The sequence below is a fragment of the Pseudofrankia saprophytica genome, assembly GCF_000235425.2.
Taxonomy (GTDB): Bacteria; Actinomycetota; Actinomycetes; order Frankiales; family Frankiaceae; genus Pseudofrankia; species Pseudofrankia saprophytica.
This window is the reverse complement of sequence record NZ_KI912266.1, coordinates 3324572-3346423: the sequence shown is the minus strand read 5'-3', so window position 1 is coordinate 3346423 and position 21852 is coordinate 3324572. Positions and strand designations below refer to the sequence as shown.

18 protein-coding genes and 2 pseudogenes are annotated in these 21852 nt (G+C 68.1%); 9 read left to right on the top strand and 11 right to left on the bottom strand.

What is annotated here, in order from left to right; translation table 11 throughout:
* The first annotated feature begins 29 nt into the window (after positions 1–29).
* From FRCN3DRAFT_RS0213975 to FRCN3DRAFT_RS44435, 3 genes are all read left to right on the top strand, one after another.
* A complete protein-coding gene (locus FRCN3DRAFT_RS0213975) occupies positions 30–1370 on the top strand; it encodes an ABC transporter substrate-binding protein (RefSeq protein WP_007507441.1) in 1341 nt (446 codons plus the stop codon).
* 117 nt (positions 1371–1487) lie between these two features.
* Positions 1488–1715, top strand: a complete 228-nt coding sequence (locus FRCN3DRAFT_RS0213970) for a dibenzothiophene desulfurization enzyme (RefSeq protein ID WP_007507443.1) — start codon at positions 1488–1490, stop codon at positions 1713–1715.
* A gap of 665 nt (positions 1716–2380) precedes the next feature.
* Positions 2381–4099, top strand: a complete 1719-nt coding sequence (locus tag FRCN3DRAFT_RS44435) for a sialidase family protein (RefSeq protein WP_131803630.1) — start codon at positions 2381–2383, stop codon at positions 4097–4099.
* Positions 4100–4279: 180 nt separating this feature from the next.
* Here the strand turns inward: FRCN3DRAFT_RS44435 and FRCN3DRAFT_RS0213955 are convergent, their stop codons facing one another.
* The 7 genes from FRCN3DRAFT_RS0213955 to FRCN3DRAFT_RS0213920 form a co-directional block, all read right to left on the bottom strand.
* Entirely contained in the window at positions 4280–4753 is a 474-nt protein-coding gene (locus FRCN3DRAFT_RS0213955; RefSeq protein WP_007507446.1) for a VOC family protein, read from the bottom strand.
* Positions 4743–4910: a hypothetical protein gene (locus FRCN3DRAFT_RS55075; RefSeq protein ID WP_007507448.1), complete on the bottom strand. Its 168-nt coding sequence runs from the start codon at positions 4908–4910 to the stop codon at positions 4743–4745. Before FRCN3DRAFT_RS55075 ends, FRCN3DRAFT_RS0213955 begins: the two co-directional genes overlap by 11 nt.
* Positions 4907–6157: an MBL fold metallo-hydrolase gene (locus FRCN3DRAFT_RS0213945; RefSeq protein ID WP_007507450.1), complete on the bottom strand. Its 1251-nt coding sequence runs from the start codon at positions 6155–6157 to the stop codon at positions 4907–4909. The genes FRCN3DRAFT_RS55075 and FRCN3DRAFT_RS0213945 overlap by 4 nt, the downstream gene beginning before the upstream one ends.
* Complete coding sequence (locus FRCN3DRAFT_RS0213940; RefSeq protein ID WP_007507452.1) at positions 6154–7440, bottom strand: sulfotransferase family protein; 1287 nt, start codon at positions 7438–7440, stop codon at positions 6154–6156. Before FRCN3DRAFT_RS0213940 ends, FRCN3DRAFT_RS0213945 begins: the two co-directional genes overlap by 4 nt.
* A 94-nt stretch (positions 7441–7534) precedes the next feature.
* Positions 7535–7750: an SDR family NAD(P)-dependent oxidoreductase gene (locus FRCN3DRAFT_RS0213930; protein ID WP_232794040.1), complete on the bottom strand. Its 216-nt coding sequence runs from the start codon at positions 7748–7750 to the stop codon at positions 7535–7537.
* A 110-nt stretch (positions 7751–7860) separates the two neighbouring features.
* Positions 7861–8787: an IclR family transcriptional regulator gene (locus FRCN3DRAFT_RS0213925; RefSeq protein WP_007507456.1), complete on the bottom strand. Its 927-nt coding sequence runs from the start codon at positions 8785–8787 to the stop codon at positions 7861–7863.
* Positions 8788–9082: 295 nt separating this feature from the next.
* Entirely contained in the window at positions 9083–9688 is a 606-nt protein-coding gene (locus tag FRCN3DRAFT_RS0213920) for a TetR/AcrR family transcriptional regulator (RefSeq protein WP_198939480.1), read from the bottom strand.
* Between the two features lie 814 nt (positions 9689–10502).
* Between FRCN3DRAFT_RS0213920 and FRCN3DRAFT_RS0213915 the strand changes: the two genes are divergently transcribed.
* The 4 genes from FRCN3DRAFT_RS0213915 to FRCN3DRAFT_RS0213895 all read left to right on the top strand — a co-directional run bounded on the left by FRCN3DRAFT_RS0213915 (position 10503) and on the right by FRCN3DRAFT_RS0213895 (position 15151).
* The gene (locus FRCN3DRAFT_RS0213915; RefSeq protein ID WP_007507460.1) at positions 10503–11666 is read left to right on the top strand and encodes an NAD(P)H-dependent amine dehydrogenase family protein; all 1164 of its coding nucleotides are present in this window, start codon (positions 10503–10505) and stop codon (positions 11664–11666) included.
* 228 nt (positions 11667–11894) lie between these two features.
* Positions 11895–12542 carry a carboxymuconolactone decarboxylase family protein gene (locus FRCN3DRAFT_RS44430; RefSeq protein WP_342435312.1) on the top strand — a complete coding sequence of 216 codons (648 nt, stop codon included), beginning with the start codon at positions 11895–11897 and terminating at the stop codon, positions 12540–12542.
* A gap of 106 nt (positions 12543–12648) precedes the next feature.
* Positions 12649–13965, top strand: a complete 1317-nt coding sequence (locus FRCN3DRAFT_RS0213905; protein ID WP_007507463.1) for an ABC transporter substrate-binding protein — start codon at positions 12649–12651, stop codon at positions 13963–13965.
* A gap of 391 nt (positions 13966–14356) precedes the next feature.
* Positions 14357–15151, top strand: coding sequence for an SDR family NAD(P)-dependent oxidoreductase (locus tag FRCN3DRAFT_RS0213895; protein ID WP_007507465.1), 795 nt, complete (start codon positions 14357–14359; stop codon positions 15149–15151).
* 30 nt (positions 15152–15181) lie between these two features.
* Here the strand turns inward: FRCN3DRAFT_RS0213895 and FRCN3DRAFT_RS0213890 are convergent, their stop codons facing one another.
* From FRCN3DRAFT_RS0213890 to FRCN3DRAFT_RS50655, 4 genes and pseudogenes are all read right to left on the bottom strand, one after another.
* On the bottom strand, positions 15182–16060 hold the full coding sequence (locus FRCN3DRAFT_RS0213890; protein WP_007507467.1) for an MBL fold metallo-hydrolase: 879 nt from the start codon (positions 16058–16060) through the stop codon (positions 15182–15184).
* 148 nt (positions 16061–16208) lie between these two features.
* Positions 16209–16918, bottom strand: a pseudogene (locus FRCN3DRAFT_RS44425) (IS6 family transposase).
* A 214-nt stretch (positions 16919–17132) separates the two neighbouring features.
* The gene (locus FRCN3DRAFT_RS0213880) at positions 17133–17606 is read right to left on the bottom strand and encodes a nuclear transport factor 2 family protein (protein ID WP_007507470.1); all 474 of its coding nucleotides are present in this window, start codon (positions 17604–17606) and stop codon (positions 17133–17135) included.
* A 387-nt stretch (positions 17607–17993) separates the two neighbouring features.
* Positions 17994–18266, bottom strand: a pseudogene (locus tag FRCN3DRAFT_RS50655) (DDE-type integrase/transposase/recombinase); the annotation flags it as partial.
* Positions 18267–18524: 258 nt separating this feature from the next.
* On the opposite strand from FRCN3DRAFT_RS50655, the gene FRCN3DRAFT_RS0213865 reads away from it, so the two are divergent.
* Positions 18525–18908 (top strand): hypothetical protein, encoded by a 384-nt coding sequence (locus FRCN3DRAFT_RS0213865; RefSeq protein WP_007507474.1) that lies wholly within the window; start codon positions 18525–18527, stop codon positions 18906–18908.
* Between the two features lie 94 nt (positions 18909–19002).
* Positions 19003–21447 carry a tetratricopeptide repeat protein gene (locus FRCN3DRAFT_RS0213860; protein ID WP_106410449.1) on the top strand — a complete coding sequence of 815 codons (2445 nt, stop codon included), beginning with the start codon at positions 19003–19005 and terminating at the stop codon, positions 21445–21447.
* Positions 21448–21852: the final 405 nt, after the last annotated feature.

Below are 21852 nucleotides of genomic sequence, written 5' to 3'. Positions count from 1 at the left end.
TCGCTCGACATCCAAGACAAGGGAGAGACATGTCACCCATCCGCAGGCCGGCCGGTCGACAGACGGGCACCCGACCGTTCCGGGCCGTTGAATCCACGCAGTCCTTCCGGCCGCCGGGCAGGTTACGGCTGGCCGGCGTCGCCGTCCTGGCCGCGAGCCTGGCCTTCGTGTCGGCCTGTGGTGGTGGTTCCGACGACAAGGGCACTGCCACCCCGGCGAACAGCTCCGCGGCCGCCGACGGCGTCCTCGGCCCGGTCTCGAAGGCGACCGGCACTCCGGTCAAGATCGGTGTGATCACGGAGGGGCCCAGCCCGAACACCGACCACACCAACGACAACAAGGTCGCCCAGGCCACCGCCAAGTACCTCAACGAGCACAAGGGCGGGATCGGCGGCCACCCGATCGAGATCACGATCTGTGAGACCCTCGCCGACCTGTCGAAGGCCACCGACTGCGGCAACCAGATGGTCGAGAAGGGCGTCTCCGCCGTTATGATCGGCACATCCGGCGTCGTCGAGGCCGCGTGGAAGCCGCTGAACGACGCCAAGATCCCCGTCATGATCTACGGGTCGACCGACCCGTCGCTCCTGGCCAGTCAGACGACGTTCGTGCTGGCCAACCTGACCTTCGCCGTCATCGACCTGCCGATCCAGGTCGCCAAGGACAAGGGCAACAAGAACGTCACGTCGATCGTCATCGACGTCCCGGCCGCGCTGCACGCCGCCCAGGACATCGCGCCGCCGCTTTACCAGAAGGCCGGCATCGGCTACCACCTCCTCCGCGTCGCCCCCGGCACCGCCGACATGACCCCGCAGATGCAGCAGGTCATCGACAACGGCTCCGACCAGGTCTTCATCACCGGCAACGACTCGTTCTGCATCAGCGCCATGAACGGCCTCAAGGCCGTCGGCTTCACCGGCACCATCAGCGCCATCTCGCAGTGCATCACCGACGCCACCCGCAAGGCGATCCCCGGTAGCACGCTGAAGGACATGGTCATCAGCGCGTCCACGCCGATCGGCCCGGACAGCCCGTCGATGGACCTCTACGCGACGGTCGCCAAGACCTACGGGAAGGACATCGACCTCAGCAACCAGGACAGCATGATCATGTTCATGATCCTGGCCGGCTTCCAGGCGGCGACGCAGGGCATCTCCGGTGACATCACCCCCGCCACCCTCACCTCCACCATCAAGGCGATGAAGGAGACCGAGCTTCCGGCCTCGGCCGGGCTGAAGTTCCGCTGCAACGGCAAGGCCATTCCGGCGACCCCGGCTGTCTGTGTCCTCGGCGGCCTGTCGACCACGCTCGACGACAAGGGCCAGCCCGCCGCATACAAGGTCCTCGGCAACACCCCGATCGCGGACTGACGGCTCGTGGGGGCCGAAGGACGGGCCACATCCGACGGGTCTTGCCCGCCTTCGGCCCCCACGACCCGACCGTTCTCGACGAGTCGACACAGGTCGTAGTCGGCGGCCGAGGCGTCGGTGGCTACCGCCGCGGCCCGGGTGGCCACCGCGCGGGCCGCCGTCGACACCGCGTCGGCCCTGTTCGAACTCGCCGGAACCCGATCAGCGCTGGAGACGGCGAACCTGTCCCCGTTCTGGCGTGACGCACGCACCCACGCGCTGCACTACCCCACCCGCTGGAAGCTCCGGCACCTCGGCCGCTGGCTGCTGCACGGAACGCCGCCACCCCGCCGCGGCCTGCTGTGAGCCCTCCCTGGTGCTCGGGGGGCGGTGAAGCCCACGACCTGCTTCCCTCCGGCCGTTGGTCTGACCGAGACCAGACCTGGGTGTTGACCTGCTCCACCGGGTTGGAAATGCCTTGGGCGTCGAGGCCCGCGCTGTTGGCCGGAAAGGCTGACCGAGACGGTGCCGGCCCGCCCGTCGGACCTGTCGGCGTTCCTCTACTTCCCGGGTAGCCGCCAACACCTGGCCCAGATGCCCGCGACGAAACGCCCCCGACGACCTGACCAACCATCACCGGCCAGCACGGGCATGCCGAGGACCTCGTCGCCGGCCCACCGCCCAGGCGTGGTGCCGGATCTCCGCTGGCGCGGATACCAGTGACAGGTGCCCCGGCCAGCGGGATCGCGAGCTGACCGGAGGCGGGGCCCGCGGTCTGCCGTACAAGACTCCATTGCTATCGCAAAATCTATGCCATTGACGCAATCTTGGCTTTGGTATAGAAAGCAACTGCGCCCGATCGGGCGGGGCCGATCGCCGCGGCGGGTGAGGTGCCAGCCTCGGACCAGCCGGTGACACCGTGCACCCCGGTTGGCGACGCCTTGTTACGGAGCCAGCGCGTCGAGAACAGACGCCTTCTGGAATCGTCAGGTCGCAACGAACGGTCAGGACTCAATCCTCCCGTCCAGATCGTGGACTCGGCCGCACCTGGCAGGGGTATCAACGAGCCCACGCCAACGTGGCCCGACCGCGACGACGCCGCGGTCTCGAACGATGACGACCAATACAGCGACGGCGAACTGGCGACGCCGGCACGTGCCATCGAGGGCCGCGAACGGTGCGGGTGGGTCCGAATCCATCGCGCTGCCGCGGTTGCGGTCGTCCGGGCATTCTATTGGCACCGTGCGCGCGGTAGCGCGCTGGATATACGTGCCGAAGAGGAACACGGTGTGGTCAGCCGACCCGATGAACACTGTCTCGAGACCACGTCCGTGGACCTTCGCGGCTCGGATGGACCGAGGGTGCACCACGGAGAGGAGAAAGTAATGGCGAGGCGGGACGAATTCGTCCAGACTAGGGTGAGGAGGCGAGTGCCTACTCTGGGGTTAGGTATGATCCTGAGCCTCGCCGTGCTCTTGGCTTTACCGGCGACGGCCCGCGCACAGACCGCGGCGACGAACGGCGGCTCCGCCAACGCGATCACCGAGACCAACGTGACGAACGACCCGACCAGGGACAACGGTCAGCCCGAGGTCGCCGTCAACCCGAAAGACCGGAACAACCTGGTGTTCATCTCCACGGACCATCGGCCGGGAGAGCGAACGGTGACACCCGACAAATTCCACTGCTACGCCGCGTACTCCCGTGACGGCGGCGCAAAGTGGACGGAGATTCCCTGGCCAAACGGGAATCGGGCCATGTGCGGTGACCCGAACCTGGTCGTCGACTCCCACGGGGTCTTTTACGTCGCCTTCAACCGGCTGGGCTGCGCGCCAGGTGAACCCGAGCCCGCCTCGCCCGGCAGCTGCACCGACGTGCCGAACCATCTGGGCTTCTCGAAGTCGCTCGACGGCGGCCGTACCTGGTCGGCTCCGATCGACACTCCGCTGCTGATAGGCGTCACCCCTCGGCTGCGGATCGACGCCGCGAATGACAACATCTACGCCGTCGGCCAGGACACCGCGGGCAACATAGCGGTCTCGGTGACCAAGAACCGAGGGGCGACCTGGAGCGATCCCGCGGTCCTGCCGCAGCAGCCGTTCGGCACGCAGATCGCCGCGCAGGGTGGAACTCTCGCCGCCGCTACCGGCGTCACGGTGAATTTGGACAACGGGGTCGTGTTCCTGGGGACGGACGTGATCTTCCAGGCGAGCCGTGACGGTGGGAAGACCTTTACCAACTTCCCAGTGACAACGACGAACGGTACCCCAGTGGCGCCGCCTGTCGGCCCCTCCCTGCCCAACCTGGCGACCGGTGCCACCGACCCGCTCCCGTGGGTCTCGGCGGATCCGACACACAACGGCCGGTTCGCGCTCATGATTCCGCGGAGCGACAACCTGGAGGTTTACATCACTGAGAACTCCGGCGCGAAATGGACTGGGCCGACCGTGATTCCCGCGGCGGGCGCGGTCAAGCCGTGGATTGATTTCGGCTCGACGGGGCTTCTCGGCGTCATGTGGCGCACATCCGCCGTCGATGTGTACTCCGCGGTCTCATTCAATCGCGGGAAGACCTTCAGTCCGCCGGTGAAGGTCAACAAGGTGACGGAGCCAGGCGTCACCGCCGCGGGCGACGAGTTCTCGCGGATTCTGGTCACGGACAAGTACGCGTACGTGTCCTGGTCAGATGGCCGGAACGGCGGCACGCCCGACGGTGTTCTCGCCAGGGTGCCGATTTCTCGGTACAAGTAGGTCCTACCGGGGCAGGTTCGACGGGGCTCGGTACCCAACCGGCGCCAACCGAGGGAACCGCTGAATTCACGTTCGGAGCGCAGAGTGGCCAGGGGGCGACCGCCTCCTGGCCACTCGACGTACCCATGGCCGGCGAGGTCTCTCCGCGCGGGAGGACGTGCACGCCAGCCGTCGCGCTGGTCAGGCGAAAAGCTCGACCACCCGTTGGCGGCCGGCGCTGAACTCCTGTAGTTGGATCGGTGTTCCGTCCGGGTCGGCGATGAAGAAGAACCGCGAGACCCTGGTTTCGGTGATCGGGCACAGCGGCGTGGCCCCGATGGCGGTCACCCGTCGGTAGGTGTCTTCGATGTCGACCACGGTCAATGCGATCTTTGGCCGCCCGAACTCCATCGGATAGAAAGGGTCAACTTCTGGTTGGGGGAAGCCGTCGGAACGAGGCCCGAAGAGCTCGACGACGGTCTCGCCTATTCCGAGGCCGAGTCGAGTCCAGCCCTCCCCCGTGTCCGTGTACAACTGACTGAACCCGAGGACCCGGATGTAGAAGTCGGCCGAGGCGGCCGGATCGGCGACGGTGATTCCCAGGTGTGAGAAGCAGCTCACCGCCGCCGGCGGCGGCGTCCCACCGCCGGCGACCGGGCGACGCTCAGACGTCATATCGGTAGCGTGAGCTCGCCCGCCGGACCGTCGGCTCGACGTCGCGTTCCGTCCAGCAGTTACCCAGGTCGGCGATCAGGCTGAGCCCGGTGCGGTCGTCGGCGAATGTCCATGGATAGGTGCACATTTCGCTGACGGAGAGGCGCGGGTGCGTCATGACAGTGCTGCCTTGGCGTCGCGGATCTCGGCCTCCAGCCAGCGGACCTCGCTGAAGTTCTCCCGCCCGCTGCGTGCGAGCAGCAGTTCGTGGGCTTCGAGCTTCACGCGTAGGGCGGCGGTGTCCTGGGGTGTCTGCGAGAGGACGATCTCGGTGAAGTGCAGCGCCTCCAGTGCTCGTCCGGCTGCCAGGTGGGTCTCGGCCCGGTCGAGTAGTGGAGCGGTGCCGCCGGCGAGCTCGATGAGTTCCTCCCAGATCGCCGAGGGGGGCATGTCGTAGAGCTCGGTGGTCGATTCGTAGCGGAACCAGCCGGTGTGTTCCTCCCATATGGCCCGCACGATCCAGGGAATCTTGCCGTGGCCCTGGGGGATGGTGAGGTCGGGAGGCAGGGTGATCTGGCCCATCAGCGTCCACAGGTCGACGCCGGCGTTCATGCCCTCGATCGTCCGGTCACGCACGTACTGAGTCGCGTCACGGATCTGGGTCAGCCGGCGGCGGATCTCCTCGGCGCCGCGGACCGGTTCGCCGTGCCCGGTGATCAGCAGTTCGGCCTCCAGCGCGATGACCCGGTCGACCGACTGGATGAAGGCCAGCGAGCCGCGGATCTTGTCGCCACGGACCGTGTAGAGGTTCGGGACATGCCCGAACAGCGGACCGGTGAGGTTGCCAGTGAACACGGTGCGCTCGTTGGGCAGCCAGACGACCAGCGAGTCGGTCGTCTCCCCACCCGGCGTCGAGTACAGCTCGATACGGCGACCGCCCAGGGTGAACGCGTGTCGATCTAGGAAGGTTGTGGTGACGACGGGTTCGGGAGGTTGGTAGGAGCGGTCGACGCCCGTGATGTCACGGCTCCACAGCCGCCCGGTACGGCGGGTGTAGAACGGCTGCAGGCGCCGCCAGTACTCCCGCACCGTCGCGTGGTTGGCCTGGGCGATCGTCTCGACGCCCGGCTCGTTGAGCTGGGACCAGCCGCCGACGTGGTCGCCGTGGCCCTGGGTGAACACGATGACCCGCAACGGGTTGCCGCTCGCCCTCTCGAAGCGGTCCCGGATCTGCTTCGCCTCGTTGTACATCCCCGTGTTGATCAGCAGATCGCCGTCCGGGGTCGTGATCAGATAGCTGTTGGAGATCCCTCTGGAGGCGAAGATGTGGTCGTTGATCGGGACCGCGTCCTGCTCGCCCTCGCCCTCCTTCACGATCAGTGCGTTCTGCGGCTGCCTGAGCGGCTGGTCTGACGGCTGGTTCATCGGCCACGTCCCTTTTCTGCCTCCGGTCGCAGGCCGACGGCGTCGATGTAGAAGGCGAACCGGTCACGGAGCCGACCGGCGTCCAGGCCGAAGTCCCCCTCCAGGTCGTAGACCACCCGGCCGCGCCGACCTCGCGGATGCTTCGCCAGGTATGCCTCGATGTCGGCGATGCTTTCGCCGGTCGCTGCCAGGCCCGCTCGCTCGAGCACACCGGCCGCTGCCTCGACGTCATTGCCGACGATGTCGTCGAACCTGACCTCGACGAGCTGTTCTGGCGGCACCAGATGCCGATCACGCAGGTAGCGACGCAGCATGAGCTCGAGGCGGTTCACCCAGTAGTCGACGTGCGCGTTGATGTCAGGCCGGCGCTGGCTCATCTTGAGCGCGAGGCCCCGCATCGTCAGCAACGACTGGAGAGTAGCCACCGGATCCCGGTGGATCATCACGACGGTCACGTCCGGGTAGGCCGCCAGCAGCGGGCCGAGCTGCTCACTGTGCTGGTTCGACTTGAGCATCCACCGCAGCTCACGCTGTTCGGCTGGGAGCTGCCAGGCGATCGCCTTGAGGACGTCGCGCATATAGAGGTAGTGCGGCGTCTGGTCCCGCGTGAGGTAGTAGTCGCGCCAACCCGGTACCCGGGCCAGCCACTCCCACTGGTAACTCGCGAAGTCCAGCAGTTGCAGCTCGTTCTCGCCGCACGCGTGGTCGGGCGAGTGCTCGTGCATCGCCGCGAAGAACTCGTTCTGGCTGGCCCGCTCCCACCGCGCCTGCGACCTCGTCCACCGCGGGTCCACCACGCCCGCGCCGTGCCCGGATGGCTCGTCGGGGCGCGGCGCCGGCTGCGCCGCGAGGTAGACCGGCAGGTGGCGCAGGCGGCGGTCGGCACCGACCAGGTTCTCGAGATGGGTGCTCCCCGACCTCGGCAGGGCGACCACGTTGATCGGACGCACGATCGGCGCGCCAAGGCAGTCGGGGTGCGCCGTCCAGTAACGCTGGATCAACAAACGGTTGGCCGCGGCACCGACACAGTGTTCGACGAAAGTCGCCTTGTGTGCCTTCCAGACGTTCTCGTCCGCTCCGACCTCGGCGAGCAGGCGCGCCAGCCGCTCGGTGAAGTCCATCAGGCCGAAGTCGTCGAGACTCGTACGTGTCCGGGCGGCTGTCAGCACGGCGTCGACGGTCATGTCGAGCGGTTCGCGCTCCGCGGCCTCCAGGCGGGCGCGTTCCGCGGGATCGCGGTTGTCCTCCCGCATGCCCTCCACGCGAAGAATCTTTACGGCCATGGCGGCAGCTCCGAGACGTCGGTCTTGCCCGCGTTGGCCAACCACCCGCCGTCGATGACGACGACGTCGCCGGTGTGGAACCGGGAGACGTCGCTCATGAAGTACACGCCGCGTCGCTGACGTCGACCTCCTGGGCAAGGACCCGATGGCCGAACTCGCCCAGCGCCTTGGCTGCCTCGGCGTTTTTGTCAGCCCGTCGGCCCCAGATGACGACGTCACCGCCAGACCGCGCGATGCCGCGTGCGAAGGCGAGGCCGATCCCCGCGTTGCCGCCGCTGACAAGGACGACGCGCCCCGCTAAGTCAAACATAAGCATTGCTATAACAAAACCTGATTTGCGTCAACGGCAGCGGGTCGGATCAGCGTTCCACGTGGGCCGAGGCCCCGAACGGCCGGCCCGATCCGCCGGAGGCGACTACGTCAGCGAGCCATGCCCAGGACAGCGACACCCGGCCGGTCGCGGACCGGGATCCGACCACGGGCCTCGCGGGTCACGATCGCGGCGGACTGGACCAGACGACGGCCGAGATCGAGAACCTGGTCGACGAGCACCGGATGGTCGGGTGCGGTGATGCTGAGCGACACGAGCACACGGCCGATCGGGTCGAAGATCGGGGCAGCGACCGTCTTGACGAGGATCTCGTCCGCCTCGGCCAAGCCGTCAAGCGACAGGAGCATCTCGTCGGTCCGGCCAAGCACCTCGGCGAGATGCTGCTCCGCGTCCTCGTCGGTCGGCTCGCTACGCAGCTTCGCGACGGCGTCGATCACCGCCGGCGCGGCGATCGCCTGGAGCGGCACGCTGAAACCCCTCGCGCGGATCTCGGCTAGGACGCCGCGGTAGAGCTCGGCGAGCGGGCCGGTGAGGGCCGCACGGTCGAACCACGTGGCAACCGCGTCGTCATCCGCCCAAGCCAAGAAAACGGCGCCGATTGGCGCGAGCAGCGGCGTCCGATCGCCTGGGTATCCGATGCTCGGCGCGAGGGGTACTGGGCCGCGACGAGCGAGGAGGATGACGTCGCGGCCTGCGAGGGCGGACACACCGACCTCGACGTCGAGTTCGCTCGCGAGTACCTCGGCCTGCTCGATGGCGGCGCCAATCGCCGGATGCTGGTCGAGGGTGGCGAACCCGGTCGCCACCAGCGCCGGGCCCAGGCCATAGGTGCGATGCATCGGATCCCGGATAAGGAACCCGCAGTCGCACAGGACGGCCAGGGTGGCGTGGGCGGATGCGATGTTCATGCCCAGGTGCGTCGCAAGTTCGCTGATCGTGAAGCCCCTGCCAGGGTGCGCGGTGAGGAACGACACGATGTTCGTCGCGCGAGCGGATGCGGGCGCAGGCCTGGCCATACACCCAAGATAGCGATATTGACGTGGTCTGAGCTAGGCTCACGACTTGATTGCAAAGTGACTTTTGGCATAGCAATGAACACGACCTGGTCGTGACCTCAGCGGACAGCCAGAGGGCGGTCGATCTCGACGCGCCGCGGGACGCTGGCCGTTGGCCGGGGTCGATTCGCATGCCATCGGCAGGACGTCAGGAGATCCCGACACGGCCGACGGGCATGCGGGTCGGGTCTAGGGCGCGCTCCCCGGACCGCCATCCGCACCGCCAGGTAGTGCCAGGCCCGTAGCGTGCCGCCCGTCAAGAGGGGATCCCGATGCCGTTCATGATGGTGTCGTAGAAATATTGGGCGATTTCTGGGGCGGTGCGCTTCCCGCCAGGGCGGTACCACTGGTAAGTCGAGCCGCACATGCCCAGGATCGCCAGCGCGGTCAGGTTCGGGGCCGGGACCGCGAACGCGCCTTCGGCCACCCCCCGGTTGAGAACGTCGACGAGCATCCCTCGATAGCGGTCGGCCTGCTCGGCGATCTTACTGCGGATGACTTCGGGCAGCTCCCGGTTGCGCTCGAAGTAGACGCGCATGTGGCCGGGATGAGTCTCCATCAAAGAAACCAGGTCGGTCATCATGGCCAACAATAGCCCACGCGGGTCAAGGGTACCTTCGCCCAAGCGGCTCTGGTGCGCGTTGATGACCGGTTCGATCATCTCCTGCTGCATCTGCCCCAGCAGCTCGTCCTTGCTGCGGAAGTAATAGTACAGCGACGCCTTGCGAATCCCGACGTGTTGCGCAATGGCCTCCATGGACGCCTCCTGGTCGGCGCGCCGCTCGAACAGGTCGCCTGCCGCCTTCAGGATCTGCGCCTTACGAGACTTCGCCGGCAACGGGGCCTGCGCCTGCTCGTCCACCACTGAGGACCTCCGTCCGTTCCGCTAAATTTCTTGATTCTATGAGCGCCGAGGACGCCCAGGCCGAACCGCCGACGGTTTCGACACGCGAATCCACAGGGTGGCGTCGCGCGGGCGAGGGGCAGGAACCGCCGGACGAACAGGAGCGCACCGGCGATCCGGGCTGGGGCCCGACGCCTTGATCATTTGAACCCGCGGATGCGGGGAGTCGCCCGCCGTGTCGTCGAGCGTCCAGGCCGGCGGCTGGCCGAGCGCGCCTCGGACCGGCGGCGGCCGGCAACCGTTCGGAAGGCTCCAGTACACGCGGACTGACGCCAGCAGGCCGTTCTCGTGGCGGTCGATCGTCACCGGTCTCCCAGCGCCAGAGGCAGACCCGGTGCGCCCGGGCGGGCGAGGTAGCTTGCGCGATGCGTTGACACAGGTCTGAACTCACCCTAGGTTACCTACCGTCCGGACGGTAGACAGAGGTAGGGATCGACTTCTCGTCACCAGGGCCTCCGCCGCCCTCCCGCGAGCGAGCTCCTGGCCACGCGGCGCGAAGGGGAGGTCTCATGGTTGTCACGAGGGCACCGAGCCCGCACCTCCTCCGAGCGAACCTCTTATCGGGCCACCATCGTGGGAACGAGGCGTAGGTGTGAAGAACGCGATTTTCACCGGCGATGCCTCCGGCATCAGCCGGGCCAGACGCGGCGGTTGAACGCCGACGGGTTCGGCGCGGGCTGTCCTCGCTCTCACCCCGTCCGACGCGCCCCGTCGACCGTCCGGCGCACAAGAACGAACGCCGCCAAGTTCATGACCCCTAACACTTCGCAGCATGCAGAACCTCGGCTTCCTGATGGGTCTGGTCGAGAGTCGGGCCAGCGAGATGGCCGAGTCAGCTTCGAGGGAGCCCCCATTGACCAGCGATGGTTCCAACCCGACCCAACGTGTGGACAGGAAATACCGTGTCGTTCAGTGGGCCGCCGGCCGGATGGGGAAGAAGGCCATCCGCGGTGTCGTCGACCATCCGGACCTGGAGCTGGTCGGCCTCTACGTCTACTCAGAGGACAAGGAAGGCAAGGATGCCGGCGAACTGGCCGGAATCAGCCCGCTTGGCATCCTTGCCACCCGCGACATCGAGGACGTCCTGGCGCTGAAACCCGACTGCGTGCTCTACATGCAGGAGGGCTTCGACCTCGACGATGTGACGCGGCTGCTGAGCTCCGGTATCAACATCGTCACCACCCGCAGCGAGTTCTTCTATGCGGCGGCGATGGATCCAACCATCCGACAGCGCGTCGAGCAGGCCTGCCAGCAGGGCGGCACGTCGATCCATGCGACCGGCAGCAGTCCTGGCTTCAGCACGACCACGATGCCAATGACGCTCGTCTACCCCATGCGAAGGCTCGACGAACTCACCATCGACGAGTACGCCGATATCCCGGCCTCGGTGGGACCCGACATGATCACCAAAGTCATGCGCTTCGGCGCGCCGGTTCACCAGGACACGATGGACCCGCGGTTGTTGCAGGGCACCGCCGAGGGCTACCGGCAGTCACTCACCGCGTTTGCCGACGCGATTGGCCTGCCACTTGACGGCTTCGAAGTACGGGGGGATATCGCGCGCGCCACCGAGCCGTACACGCTTTCGGACGGCTCCGTCATCGAGAAGGGTACGATGGCGGCGCAGCGGATCACGGTCGCCGGCCTGCGCAACGGCAAGCCGTTTCTGACCTTCCGAGCTCATTGGTTCTGCACACCGCGTCTCGACAAGGACTGGAACATCACCGGCGAGGGCTGGCTTTTCACTACCAAGGGCGACGCGCCCATGCAGGTCCGTGTGACGTACGGAAGGACGGACGAGGGGTACTCCGAGCACCTCGCCGGATACACCGCGACCCCGGCCGTGAACTCGGTCCCCGACGTCGTGGAGGCCGAATCTGGCATCCGCACGGTATTCGATCTACCGCCGGTTGTCGCGCGCCTCGGGCATAGGTAGTCCGTCCTTGAAATCCCCGGCGATCGGCGAGATGGACGAACGAAAATCATTCGTGTTTCCAGGGACGCAGGCTGACCGGCCCGCAGAACCGCAACTCGCGGCAACACGGTCGCGCCATCGTCGTGACTGGGTGGCCGGAGTTGTCCGGCTGGCGGGTCGGCCGAACCGCAGCCGACCCACCAGCGGCTGAGGCCCGGGTACGCGGCACCGGGGCAGGAGTTCGTAGCGATGATCGGCGACGACTCGGCCGCGGACCTGGGTGGAGACCAGCGGCCCCGCGCTCGCCGGAGAAAGGACAACCTGCATGGACCGCATCGGTCCCATCGCGCCGCGTGCATGGACACAGGAGATGCGCGCAGCCATGACCGCCCTGTTGCCGCCGGCGCCGCGTCATCCACTACCAAAGTCCGAGGGCAAGCCTGTACCACTCAACATGCTGGGGATCTTGCGCATCATCCTGTGCTCGCCCGGGCATTCTTTACCTTCAATGCCCACGCTTTGCTGACGACCACGTTGTCGGAGCGGCAGCGGGAGATTCTCATCCTCCGGGTCGCGACGCTGCGACAGTCCTCCTATGTGTGGGCGGAACACGTCTTCATGGCCCGGGATGCCGGCGTGAACGATGACGAGATCGCAGGCATCGCCCGAGGCCCAGGCGCGCCGTGCTGGGATCCGCTTGAAGCTGCCCTGCTGCGCGCCGTCGACGAACTGGTCGCCGACGGCGCTATTCGCGACAGTACGTGGGTGGTCCTCGCGGCGGCGCTCGACGTCCAGCATCTCATGGACGTAATTTTTACTGTCGGCGCGTACGAGACCCTCGCCTGGATGTTGCGCTCGTTCGCTGTGAGCATCGAGGCCGGTTCCACGTCGATCTGACGACGAAGCAGCCCATTGTCCGCGCGAGTCAATACGGTGCGGCCGAAATTGCCTGCGAGCCGCACTCCGCTCCTCCACCACACAAGACCGCTAGATGGGGATGACAATGCCGCACATCGGAATTGCTGGGGTCAGCATCGCGCTCAGACGAGAGAGGCAACGCTCCGCGCTGGCGCTGTTAGCGGTGCCGCTGGCAGCCGTCACGTTCCTCGCCGCCGGCTGCGGCGGAGGCGGCGACAAGAACACCGCTCCGAACGCGCCGGGCTCGGCCCCGGCCAGCGGCGACAAGGTTCTCGGCGCCATGAACCCGGCCAAGGGTGAGCCGATCAAGATCGGAATGGTTTCCGATGGTAAGTACCCGGGCAGCGACGCCTCCGTCGAGGGCCGGGTGGCCGACGCGACCGTGAAGTGGATCAACGAGCGCCAGGGCGGGCTCGGCGGCCGGCCCATCCAACTCGTCAAGTGCGAGGACCTGGGTGACCCCGCGAAGGCCGCGGACTGCGGCAACCGCATGGTCGAGGACAACGTCGCGGCCGTCGTCATGGGCGGCCCGGCCTTCCCGGACGCCATCTGGCAGCCGCTGCACGACGCGAAACTGCCGATGTTCTTCTATGGCGCGAGCAGCAACAAGGTACTCACCGATCCCAATGCGCACGTCCTCGCCGACGCGGTCTTCGGCGCGCTCGGCATGCCGGCCGGCCTTGCCAAGGAGAAGGGCGTCAAGAAGGTCTCGGCGATCGTGATCGACATCCCGGCCGCCGTGGACATCTACCAGAACCAGGCACCCGCGATCTACAAGGCAGCTGGCGTCGAGCTCCAGCTGGTCACCGTCCCGCCGGACCAGGCCGACATGACGCCGCAGGCCCAGCGCATCGCGACCGACGGCACCGGCCTCGTCTTCGTCGTCGGCGGCGAGCCGTTCTGCATCGCCGCCTTCAACGCCCTGAACGCCGTCGGCTACAAGGGCATCACGGCCAGCATCACCCAGTGCCTCGGCGACTCGTCCCGCAAGGCGGTCCCCGGCAGCTTCCTGAAGGGCATGACCATCGGCGCCGCATCGCCGCTCGGCGACGACGATGACCCGTCGATCAAACTGTTCAAGGCCGTCTCGGAGACGTACGGCAGCAACATCGACACCGGCAACGGCGTCGCGATCGGTATGTTCTCCTCGATGGCCGGCTTCCGTGACGCCCTCGATGGGATCTCGCCGAACGACCTCACCCCGGCGGGCATCGCCGCGGCGCTCAAGAAGATGCCGGAGAAGGACCTGCCCGGCGCCGGCGGCATGCGCTACCGCTGCAACGGCAAGGCCAGTCCGGCGCTACCCGCCGTCTGCGTGCGCGGCGGTCTGGTCACCACACTCGACGACAAGGGCCAGCCGACCACCTACACGCCGCTTGGCCAGTCGCCGATCGAGGACTGAACAGAACCGATCAAGAACTGAGCAGGGCAACCGAAACCGCAAGCTACAACCCAGCCCAACCACCGCCGCTCCGCGGGTTTGTCCCGGGACGTCCCGGGACAGCCGGGCGCTCCCGGGACAACCTCGCGGCGGCGGCGGTTTGGCCGTCGTCACGCCGGCCCGATCCGGCTTTGACACCACCGGGCTGCGCGGCGCCGGATCGCTGCCGCGCAAGGACCTCGGCATCATGCTCGACGTCGCCGGACCGTCGGCGTGGCCGATCAGATCACGCTTGTCGAACTCGCCCACCAGAGCGTCATGACGCTGCGCGGTGGCGACCAATAGCCGTCGATCACCGCGGCTGCCCGCCAGCGCGCAGCGCCGACGGCACCCACGAAGGAGGCAGTTGAGGATGAACCGGCTCGCCGGTAAGACCGCCATCGTCGTCGGGGGCGGGCAGCGTCCCGGCGCCACCATCGGCAACGGCCGCGCCACAGCGGTCGCGTTCGCCCGGGAGGGCGCGCGTGTGCTCGTCGTCGACCGCGACCTGAACGCGGCCGAAGAAACCGTCGCCCAGCTGCGTGCCGAAGGCGGGTACGGCCTGGCTCACAGCGCCGACATCACCCGGCCGGCGGACTGCGAAACCATCGTGCGTGCCGCCACCGAGGCGTTCGGTCGCGTCGATATCCTCCACAACAACGTCGGCGCGGTCGTGGCCGCGGGGACCGAGGCGACCAGCCTCGACGACTGGGAACGCGGGCTCTCGATCAACCTCACCGGCCTGTGGCTGGTCTGCCGGCAGTTCCTGCCTGTCATGCGCGCCCAGGGGCACGGCGTCGTTCTCAACATCTCGTCGCTCGCCGGGCTCCTGGCCGGCGCGAACCCCTACTCGATCGGAAAGAACGGCGTGAACGCGCTTACCCGCGGGCTGGCGCTCGAGTACGCACCACATGGCATCCGGGTCAACGCGATCGTCCCAGGAATGATCGACACACCGATTGGCGTCGACCGGGTCGTCGAGGCGACGGGACGTGACCGAGACGAGGTCGCCGCCGCCAGAGCCACCCAGGTACCGATGGGCCGCCAGGGGACGGCCTGGGACATCGCCAACGCCGCCGTCTTCCTGGCTTCCGACGAGGCGTCCTACATCACCGGCGTCATCCTCCCCGTCGACGGCGGCAGCGCCCTGCAGGCGAGGACCTACTAGACCCGTCTTCCGCGCGTGCGGCAGGCGGGTCTAGCTGCTGGGGGCACCGCCGGGTACGAAGACGAACTCGTCGCCGTCGAGGTCCACATGTCCGTGATGCGGCGCGGAGAAGTGCGCCGGGAACAGGAGTGCCCCCTCAGCCCGCAGTCTGCGCACCAGTGCCCAGCGGGTCTCGATGGCCGCCGGGAGGTCGTCGCAGCCCGGCAGGTGCAGCTCGGGCCTGGACACCTGGGCTGGGTGGTGAAACGCGTCGCCGGTGAAGTAGGCGCGCTCGCCCCCGGACTCCAGGCGGAGCATCGCGTGGCCGGCCGTGTGCCCGGCCGCCGGCTCCACCGAGAGGCTCGCGGAGATCGCGTACGTCGCGGGGACGATCGTGGCCTGACCGGCCTCGGCAATCGGACGTACACACTCGTCGAACACCGAGACGTTGAAGTCGTTGGGATGGCGGTACGCGGAGCTGGTGTCCCAACGCCGGTACTCGGCATCGACGAAGAAGTACCGGGCGTTCGGGAAGGTGGGTACCCATCTCCCGTCGACCTTCATCGTGTTCCAGCCGCAGTGGTCGTTGTGCAGATGTGTGCAGAAGACGACGTCGATCGTGTCGGCCGGCGCGCCGGCGGCGGCGAGTCGTTCGAGGTACGGCTGGTCGAGATTGTCGAATGGCGGGACTCCCCGCTGGCGGCCGTTGCCGTTGCACGGGTCGACGAGCACGGTCAGGCCGTCCACGCGGACGATCCAGCTGTGGTTGGAGAACTCGAAGGTCATCGTCGCCCGGTCAAGAAACCCGCCCGGCAGCGGGTCGATGCGGCGAGCGACGAATTCCTCATCGCCGGCGAGTGTTCTGGCGGAGGCACGAAAACTCTGCTCCTCGACCCGCTCGACAAAGGCCGCGCCAACCCGAAAAGCCATGCGGCGATGCTACCGACCCCGGCCGGGGGCAGATGTCGCCGGCTCGTGGATCTCCATTCGCTCGTCGAGCGGCGAGGACCGAGGGTGAGAGGCGGGGCCTGTTGCGTAGTGAGGAGCCGGACGTGCGGAGCCGCCGCCGGCCTGGTGATCAGACGGCGCGGGCGAGTTCGGTGAACGCGACCGCAGCCGCAGTCGTGGCTCGGCGTCGGTGGCGAGTTCGTAGGGTCCGCGGCGGATGTTCTGAACCAGGGAGTGTCCGGCGCTGATCGTCTGGGCGGAGCGCAGGCGTTTGAGACCGCGCATCGGTCGCAGCCGGGCCTTGAGCCGGCTGTGGTCCGATTCGATGCGGTTGTTTTCCCGAGCGGCGTCGACGTGGCAGGCCTCGGGAAGCAGCTCGTCGAGAACCCTCGGGTAGACGGGCGCCTTGTCGGTGGTGACCTCGACCGGCTTACGGCCGTGGCCCAGCGCCCGGATGAAGAACCTACGCGCCGCGACCTGGTCGCGCCGCTCGCTGACGAGCACGTCGATGACCTGCCCATGCTGGTCAACGGCCCGGTACAGGTACGCCCAACGCCCGGCGATCTCGACATAGGTCTCGTCGACGAACCACCTACTACCCGGACGGCGCCGGCACGGCCGGGCCGCCTCGACCAGCAACGGCGTGCACCGCTGCACCCACCTGAAAATCGGCACGTGGTCGACGTCGATGCCACGCTCGGCCAGGAGTTCCTCGACGTCCCGGAACGAGAGCGCGAACCGCAGGTACCACCGGACCACGAGCGTGATCACCCCGGGCAGGAACCGGAACCCAGCGAACTCCGAGACCGGAGCCGGTGGACGACGAAGGCAGCGAGCCATCATCCGATCAGCCTGGGCGTCGACCGCGACCCCGCCTCCGACCAGCGCAACAGACCCGACGCATCGACCACTCGGCCCTACACGCTTCTGTTCGCCCTCGCCCGCGTTCTTCGCCTTTTTCACCCGCTTCCCAAGCTCGTCTTGTCGATCCCGAGACTCTTCGAGATCGGGATCGCTCCAAAGCTCAGGTATGAGGCTTGAACCGGATCAGGCTTCAGGAGAGGTCCGCGAAGTCCAGGACGGAGTTCGGGAGTTTCAGGCCCGCCGGGATTGACGTGCCCGCTTCGCTCAGGACCTGGTCGAGCCGGCGGCGCGCGATGCGCCAGGCACCGTCGTGGTACACAAGCCTGTCGCGGTAGACGACAGCGGCGCGGTTGATCCGGTCCTGCTTGGCCTGGTAGACCCACTGCACCCAGCCGTAGCAGCTGGCCCACACGCCGTTGTCGTCGGCACCCACCAGATGGTTGGTCATTACGTGCAGGGTCCAGGCGCAGCTGTCGTGGAACGGGATGAAGAAGTCAAGCCAGCTGGCGATTCCCCTGTAGGTTCCGGTCGGATAGACCGCGACGACGTCGGGCGTGAACAACGTCCGAAAGAAATCCCAGTCGCGGGTGTCGATGGCCCATGCGTAGCCGTTCTGGTGCCGCATGGACTCAACCGCGATCTGGTTCAGGTCGATCGCTGTCATCCCGTCGCCTCCCTGTGTGATAAAAGACCTCGGCAGGATCGACCATGAGCAAACCGGACACGATATTGAATACCCCGGTCGATATCGGGCAACCCGCGGCGCAGAGCATACCCCCCGTAGCGCTGTGCCTGCCGACCATGGCATCCGCCCTGGTCAGGGTGGTCACCGCCGCCGGGACCGATCATGGCCCTTCCAGCGTCCGGCCCTCGCCCGGCAGGACCGGGCGCTGGGCGTGGAGCCGGGTAGACCCGGCGGGGCTGTTGCGTTGCGTGGAGCCGGGCACGCGGAGCCGCCGCCAGTGCGACGATCACATGGCCTGGACGAGTTCGGCGCGCGCTGTTGCGTTCGGCCGCGGCAAGGCCTGGCGGATGCGGGTTGCTGCCCTGGTCAGAGCACCAGAGCGAGCTCGATGAACGTCTCGGCAAGCCGGCGGTGGGGTTCGGCGTCGGTGCCGACTTCGTAGTGTCCGCGGCGGACGTTTTGAACGGAGGCGTGCCCGGAGCTGACGATCTGGACGGAGCGCAGCCGCTTCAGCCCTCGCATCGGCCGCAGCCGGGCTTTGAGCCGGCGATGGTCAGCTTCGATCTTGTTGTTGGCGTACCGGACGTCGATGTGGCGGGCGGCGGGCAGCTGTTCGTCGAGGACCCGTGGTACAGGCGCCTGGAATGAGTCTCAGGATCTCCCACGGTCGAGTTCAGCAAATCGGCACGTTCGGGAAGATTAGTACTCTTGCCGATAAACGGGCAGGAGGCGCAATGCGCTAACCCGAGTGGGTGCATTCTTGGGCGACAGCGCCTGTCGACGACAGCGGTTGGCGAATGCACCGCCGAGGGGTCACTGCCGTACTACAAGACCAGGAAATCCTTACTCGTAGACTGGCGCCGATCACCAAGATCTGATCTTTTGAGGGCGGTTGGCATGCCTCGTCGGAGTTGGCGGTGGGTATGGGCCGGGCGCATCGTGTTCGGTGTGATCGTCGGGGCGCTGGTCGTCTATCTCGCCATGGTCGGGCTCGACGAGGCGGACAAACTGGCCAGCAGCATCGGAGCGGTGCTGGCGCTCAGCGCGTTGGGTGCGCCGTATCTGCTGCCCTGGCCCGGAGGCACGCCGGCGGCTGAGCCGAACCGGGCCGAGGACACGGGCAGTGCCCGTGCCGCGGGCGGTGGGCAGGCCAATACCGGGCTGCAGGCCCTGGACGCCGGTCGGCCGGTACAGGTCGCGCGGACAGGTGACACGTTCGCGGACGGGCCTGGATCCGTGGCCAATACCGGCGTCCAGCGGGGCCCTGGTCGTGATGGCTGACCGAGCGTCACCTCCCGTGGCGTCGGAGGCGGCCACGGTCACGGATTCCGGGCAGGCGTCGGCCGACCGTGGTGGTATCGCCAACTCGGGGGTCATGGGTGATCTGACCGTCGAGCACCATCACCATCCGTGTGCGGCGCCGGCGCCGTCCTGGCCGGTACTGGTGGGGCGGCCTCCGGCGTTGGCGTCGGCGTTCCAGCCCCGGCATGCGCTACGGGACCGGATCCTGGCTGCCCGACCGCATGATCAGGACGTCGTCGCGGCTCAGGGCGCGACGACGGGACGCGGCGGGGCGGGGACGGGGACGCGGGTGTTGGCCGGTGGGGGTGGGGTCGGGAAGTCGCAGCTGGCGGCATGGTTCGCCTGCCACGCCGCCGAGAGCTGCACGGACCTGGTCGTGTGGGCGGACGCGGCCAGCGCCGACGAGGTGATCACGACCTATGCCCGGGCGGCGGCGCGGGTGGAGGCGCCCGGAGCGGGCGGCGGCGATCCGGCCGGGGACGCTGCCGCGTTGTTGGAATGGCTGCATACCACCGACCGGTCCTGGCTGGTTGTTCTCGACGACGTCACCGACCCGGCGGCGCTGGCCGGCTGGTGGCCTCCGCACCGCCCGGACGGCTGGACGCTGGCGACCACCCGGCTGCGTGACGATCCGACGCTGGTCAGCGCGGGCCGCCACCAGGTCGACATCGACGTGTACCGCCCAGCGGAGTCCGCGGCGTATCTGGCTGGGCGGCTCGGTGACGCCGGCAAGGGCGAGCTGTTCGACGGTGCCGCGGCTGACCTGGCTGTCGCGGTGGGGCATCTGCCGTTGGCGCTGTCGCACGCCGCCGCCTACATGATCGGCCAGGAGGAGGGGTGTACGGCCTACCTGGCCCGCTACGCCGCCGCCGACGGCCGACTGGCCGAGCTGATGCCCCCGGATATCGACCCCGACGGCTACGGCCGGCCGGTGGCCGTCACCCTCCTGCTCGCCCTGGACGCCGCCGACACGGCCGCCCCTGCCGGGTTGGCCCGGCTCGCCCTGGCCCTGGCCGCGTTGCTCGACCCCGCCGGCCATCCCGACGCCCTGTGGGCCGCGCCCGCCGTCACCAGGTATCTGACCGCTCATCGCGCCGGCACCGGCGGCCCGCCCGTCACCGCCGACCAGGCACGCAAGACCCTGCGGCTGCTACACCGCTACGGCCTGCTCACCCACACGCCCGCCGACTCCGCCCGCGCGGTACGGATCCATGCCCTGACCGCCCGCGCCGCCCGCGAAACCCTCGCCGACCCGGCCGCGGTCGCCCACACCGCCGCCGATGCTCTGCTCACGCTGTGGCCCGCCGACGACTACGCCACCACCGAACTCGTCGCCGCGCTCCGCGCCAACACCACCACCCTCGCCGCCCACGCCGGCGACCAGCTCTGGCATCCCGACGGCCACCCCCTGCTGTACCGGGCCGGTCTCAGCCTGCTGCGCGCCGGGCTGCACACCGCCACCGTCGTCTACTGGCACCACCTGACCGGTAAGGCGACCCGGCTGCTCGGGGCCGAGCACCCGGACACGCAGCTTGCCCGCGGCAACCTAGCCTTCGCATACGGGCAGGCGGGACGGATCGACGAGGCGATCAGCCTGCTGGAACAGGTGGTCGCCGACACCGCACGGCAGCTCGGCGACGAGCACCCGTCCACGCTGATCGCCCGCGGCCACCTCGCCTGCCCCTTCGAGGAGGCGGGGCGGACGGACGAGGCGATCAGCTTGCTGGAGCGGGTGGTTGCCGACACCGCGCGGCTACTCGGCGACGAGCACCCGTCCACGCTGATCGCTCGGGTCAACCTCGCGACGTCGTACGGGCGGGCGGGGCGGACCGGCGAGGCGATCGTGCTTGAGGAGCGGGTGGTCGCCGACGCCGGGCGGCTCCTGGGGGACGAGGACCCGGACACGCTGATCGCCCGTGCCAACCTCGCCGCGTCGTATCGGGAGGCGGGGCGGACCGGTGAAGCGATCCTGATAGAGGAGAAGGTGATCGCCGACACCGTACGGCTGCTCGGCGACGAGCACCCGGACACGCTGATCGCCCGCGGGAACCTCGCCGCGTCGTATGGACGGGCCGGGCGGACGGCCGAGGCGATCGGCCTCGAGGAGCGGGTGGTCGCCGACCGCGCGCGGCTGCTCGGCGACGAACACCCGTCCACGCTGATCGCGCGGGCCAACCTCGCGGCCTCCTATGGGCGGGCGGGGCGGACCGGCGAGGCGATCGCCCTGGAAGAGCGGGTCGTGGCCGACGCCGGACGGCTGCTCGGGGACCAGCATCCGGACACGCTGCGGGCGCGTGGCAACCTCGCCGCCTCGTATCGGCAGGCCGGACGGACTGCCGAGGCGATCGCCATCGAAGAACGCATCGTCGCCGACACCGCGCGGCTCCCTGAGGCCGAGCATCCGAACACCGCGGCAGCGACTGGTGCGCTACCTGCCAGCGCCCACCGAACCACGAGCCGGCCACCGTCGTACCTTTCGACCGCCCGATCCGCCGCCGCAAGGTCCTCGGAGGTGTGATCAACGAGCACTACCGGCCGCCTGACCGAACAGCGAAACCCCAGGTCACGCCCCGAATCGAGTTTTGGCACACTGCACCCCACCGTTCGGTGCTGTGAATCGAGGCCAGATGAGAAGCGCGTGCCGGGCATGCGTGCGCCTTACGCGCACCGGGCCCTGATCACACCAGCGCTCGATGGCGGCCGACCCAGGTCATCCGTGTGTCGGGGCCTTTACTCGACTTCCGTCAACTTCCCGTTCGTGCCCATGGCCCAGCTTCCAGCCAGCCATGATCATTATGGCCGAGCGACATCGTCAACGGCGTGGACAACACGACTGGATTTCTCCGCACCATCCCGAACGGGTCGCCTACCGCGCCTGCGCCACAGGAGGGCTCGAGCGAGTGCAGAGGGCAGGCGCACGCAC

Excerpts from the sequence above, each read along its gene's own strand:
- FRCN3DRAFT_RS0213865 (WP_007507474.1), top strand. The coding sequence starts at position 18,525 with ATGCCTCGTCGGAGTTGGCGGTGGGTATGGGCCGGGCGCATCGTGTTC.
- FRCN3DRAFT_RS0213925 (WP_007507456.1), bottom strand. The coding sequence starts at position 8,787 with ATGGCCAGGCCTGCGCCCGCATCCGCTCGCGCGACGAACATCGTGTCG.
- FRCN3DRAFT_RS0213880 (WP_007507470.1), bottom strand. The coding sequence starts at position 17,606 with ATGACAGCGATCGACCTGAACCAGATCGCGGTTGAGTCCATGCGGCAC.
- FRCN3DRAFT_RS0213905 (WP_007507463.1), top strand. The coding sequence starts at position 12,649 with ATGCCGCACATCGGAATTGCTGGGGTCAGCATCGCGCTCAGACGAGAG.
- FRCN3DRAFT_RS0213930 (WP_232794040.1), bottom strand. The coding sequence starts at position 7,750 with ATGTTTGACTTAGCGGGGCGCGTCGTCCTTGTCAGCGGCGGCAACGCG.
- FRCN3DRAFT_RS0213975 (WP_007507441.1), top strand. The coding sequence starts at position 30 with ATGTCACCCATCCGCAGGCCGGCCGGTCGACAGACGGGCACCCGACCG.
- FRCN3DRAFT_RS55075 (WP_007507448.1), bottom strand. The coding sequence starts at position 4,910 with ATGACGCACCCGCGCCTCTCCGTCAGCGAAATGTGCACCTATCCATGG.
- FRCN3DRAFT_RS0213940 (WP_007507452.1), bottom strand. The coding sequence starts at position 7,440 with ATGGCCGTAAAGATTCTTCGCGTGGAGGGCATGCGGGAGGACAACCGC.
- FRCN3DRAFT_RS0213890 (WP_007507467.1), bottom strand. The coding sequence starts at position 16,060 with ATGGCTTTTCGGGTTGGCGCGGCCTTTGTCGAGCGGGTCGAGGAGCAG.
- FRCN3DRAFT_RS44430 (WP_342435312.1), top strand. The coding sequence starts at position 11,895 with ATGATCGGCGACGACTCGGCCGCGGACCTGGGTGGAGACCAGCGGCCC.
- FRCN3DRAFT_RS0213915 (WP_007507460.1), top strand. The coding sequence starts at position 10,503 with ATGCAGAACCTCGGCTTCCTGATGGGTCTGGTCGAGAGTCGGGCCAGC.
- FRCN3DRAFT_RS0213955 (WP_007507446.1), bottom strand. The coding sequence starts at position 4,753 with ATGACGTCTGAGCGTCGCCCGGTCGCCGGCGGTGGGACGCCGCCGCCG.
- FRCN3DRAFT_RS0213895 (WP_007507465.1), top strand. The coding sequence starts at position 14,357 with ATGAACCGGCTCGCCGGTAAGACCGCCATCGTCGTCGGGGGCGGGCAG.
- FRCN3DRAFT_RS0213945 (WP_007507450.1), bottom strand. The coding sequence starts at position 6,157 with ATGAACCAGCCGTCAGACCAGCCGCTCAGGCAGCCGCAGAACGCACTG.
- FRCN3DRAFT_RS0213860 (WP_106410449.1), top strand. The coding sequence starts at position 19,003 with ATGGGTGATCTGACCGTCGAGCACCATCACCATCCGTGTGCGGCGCCG.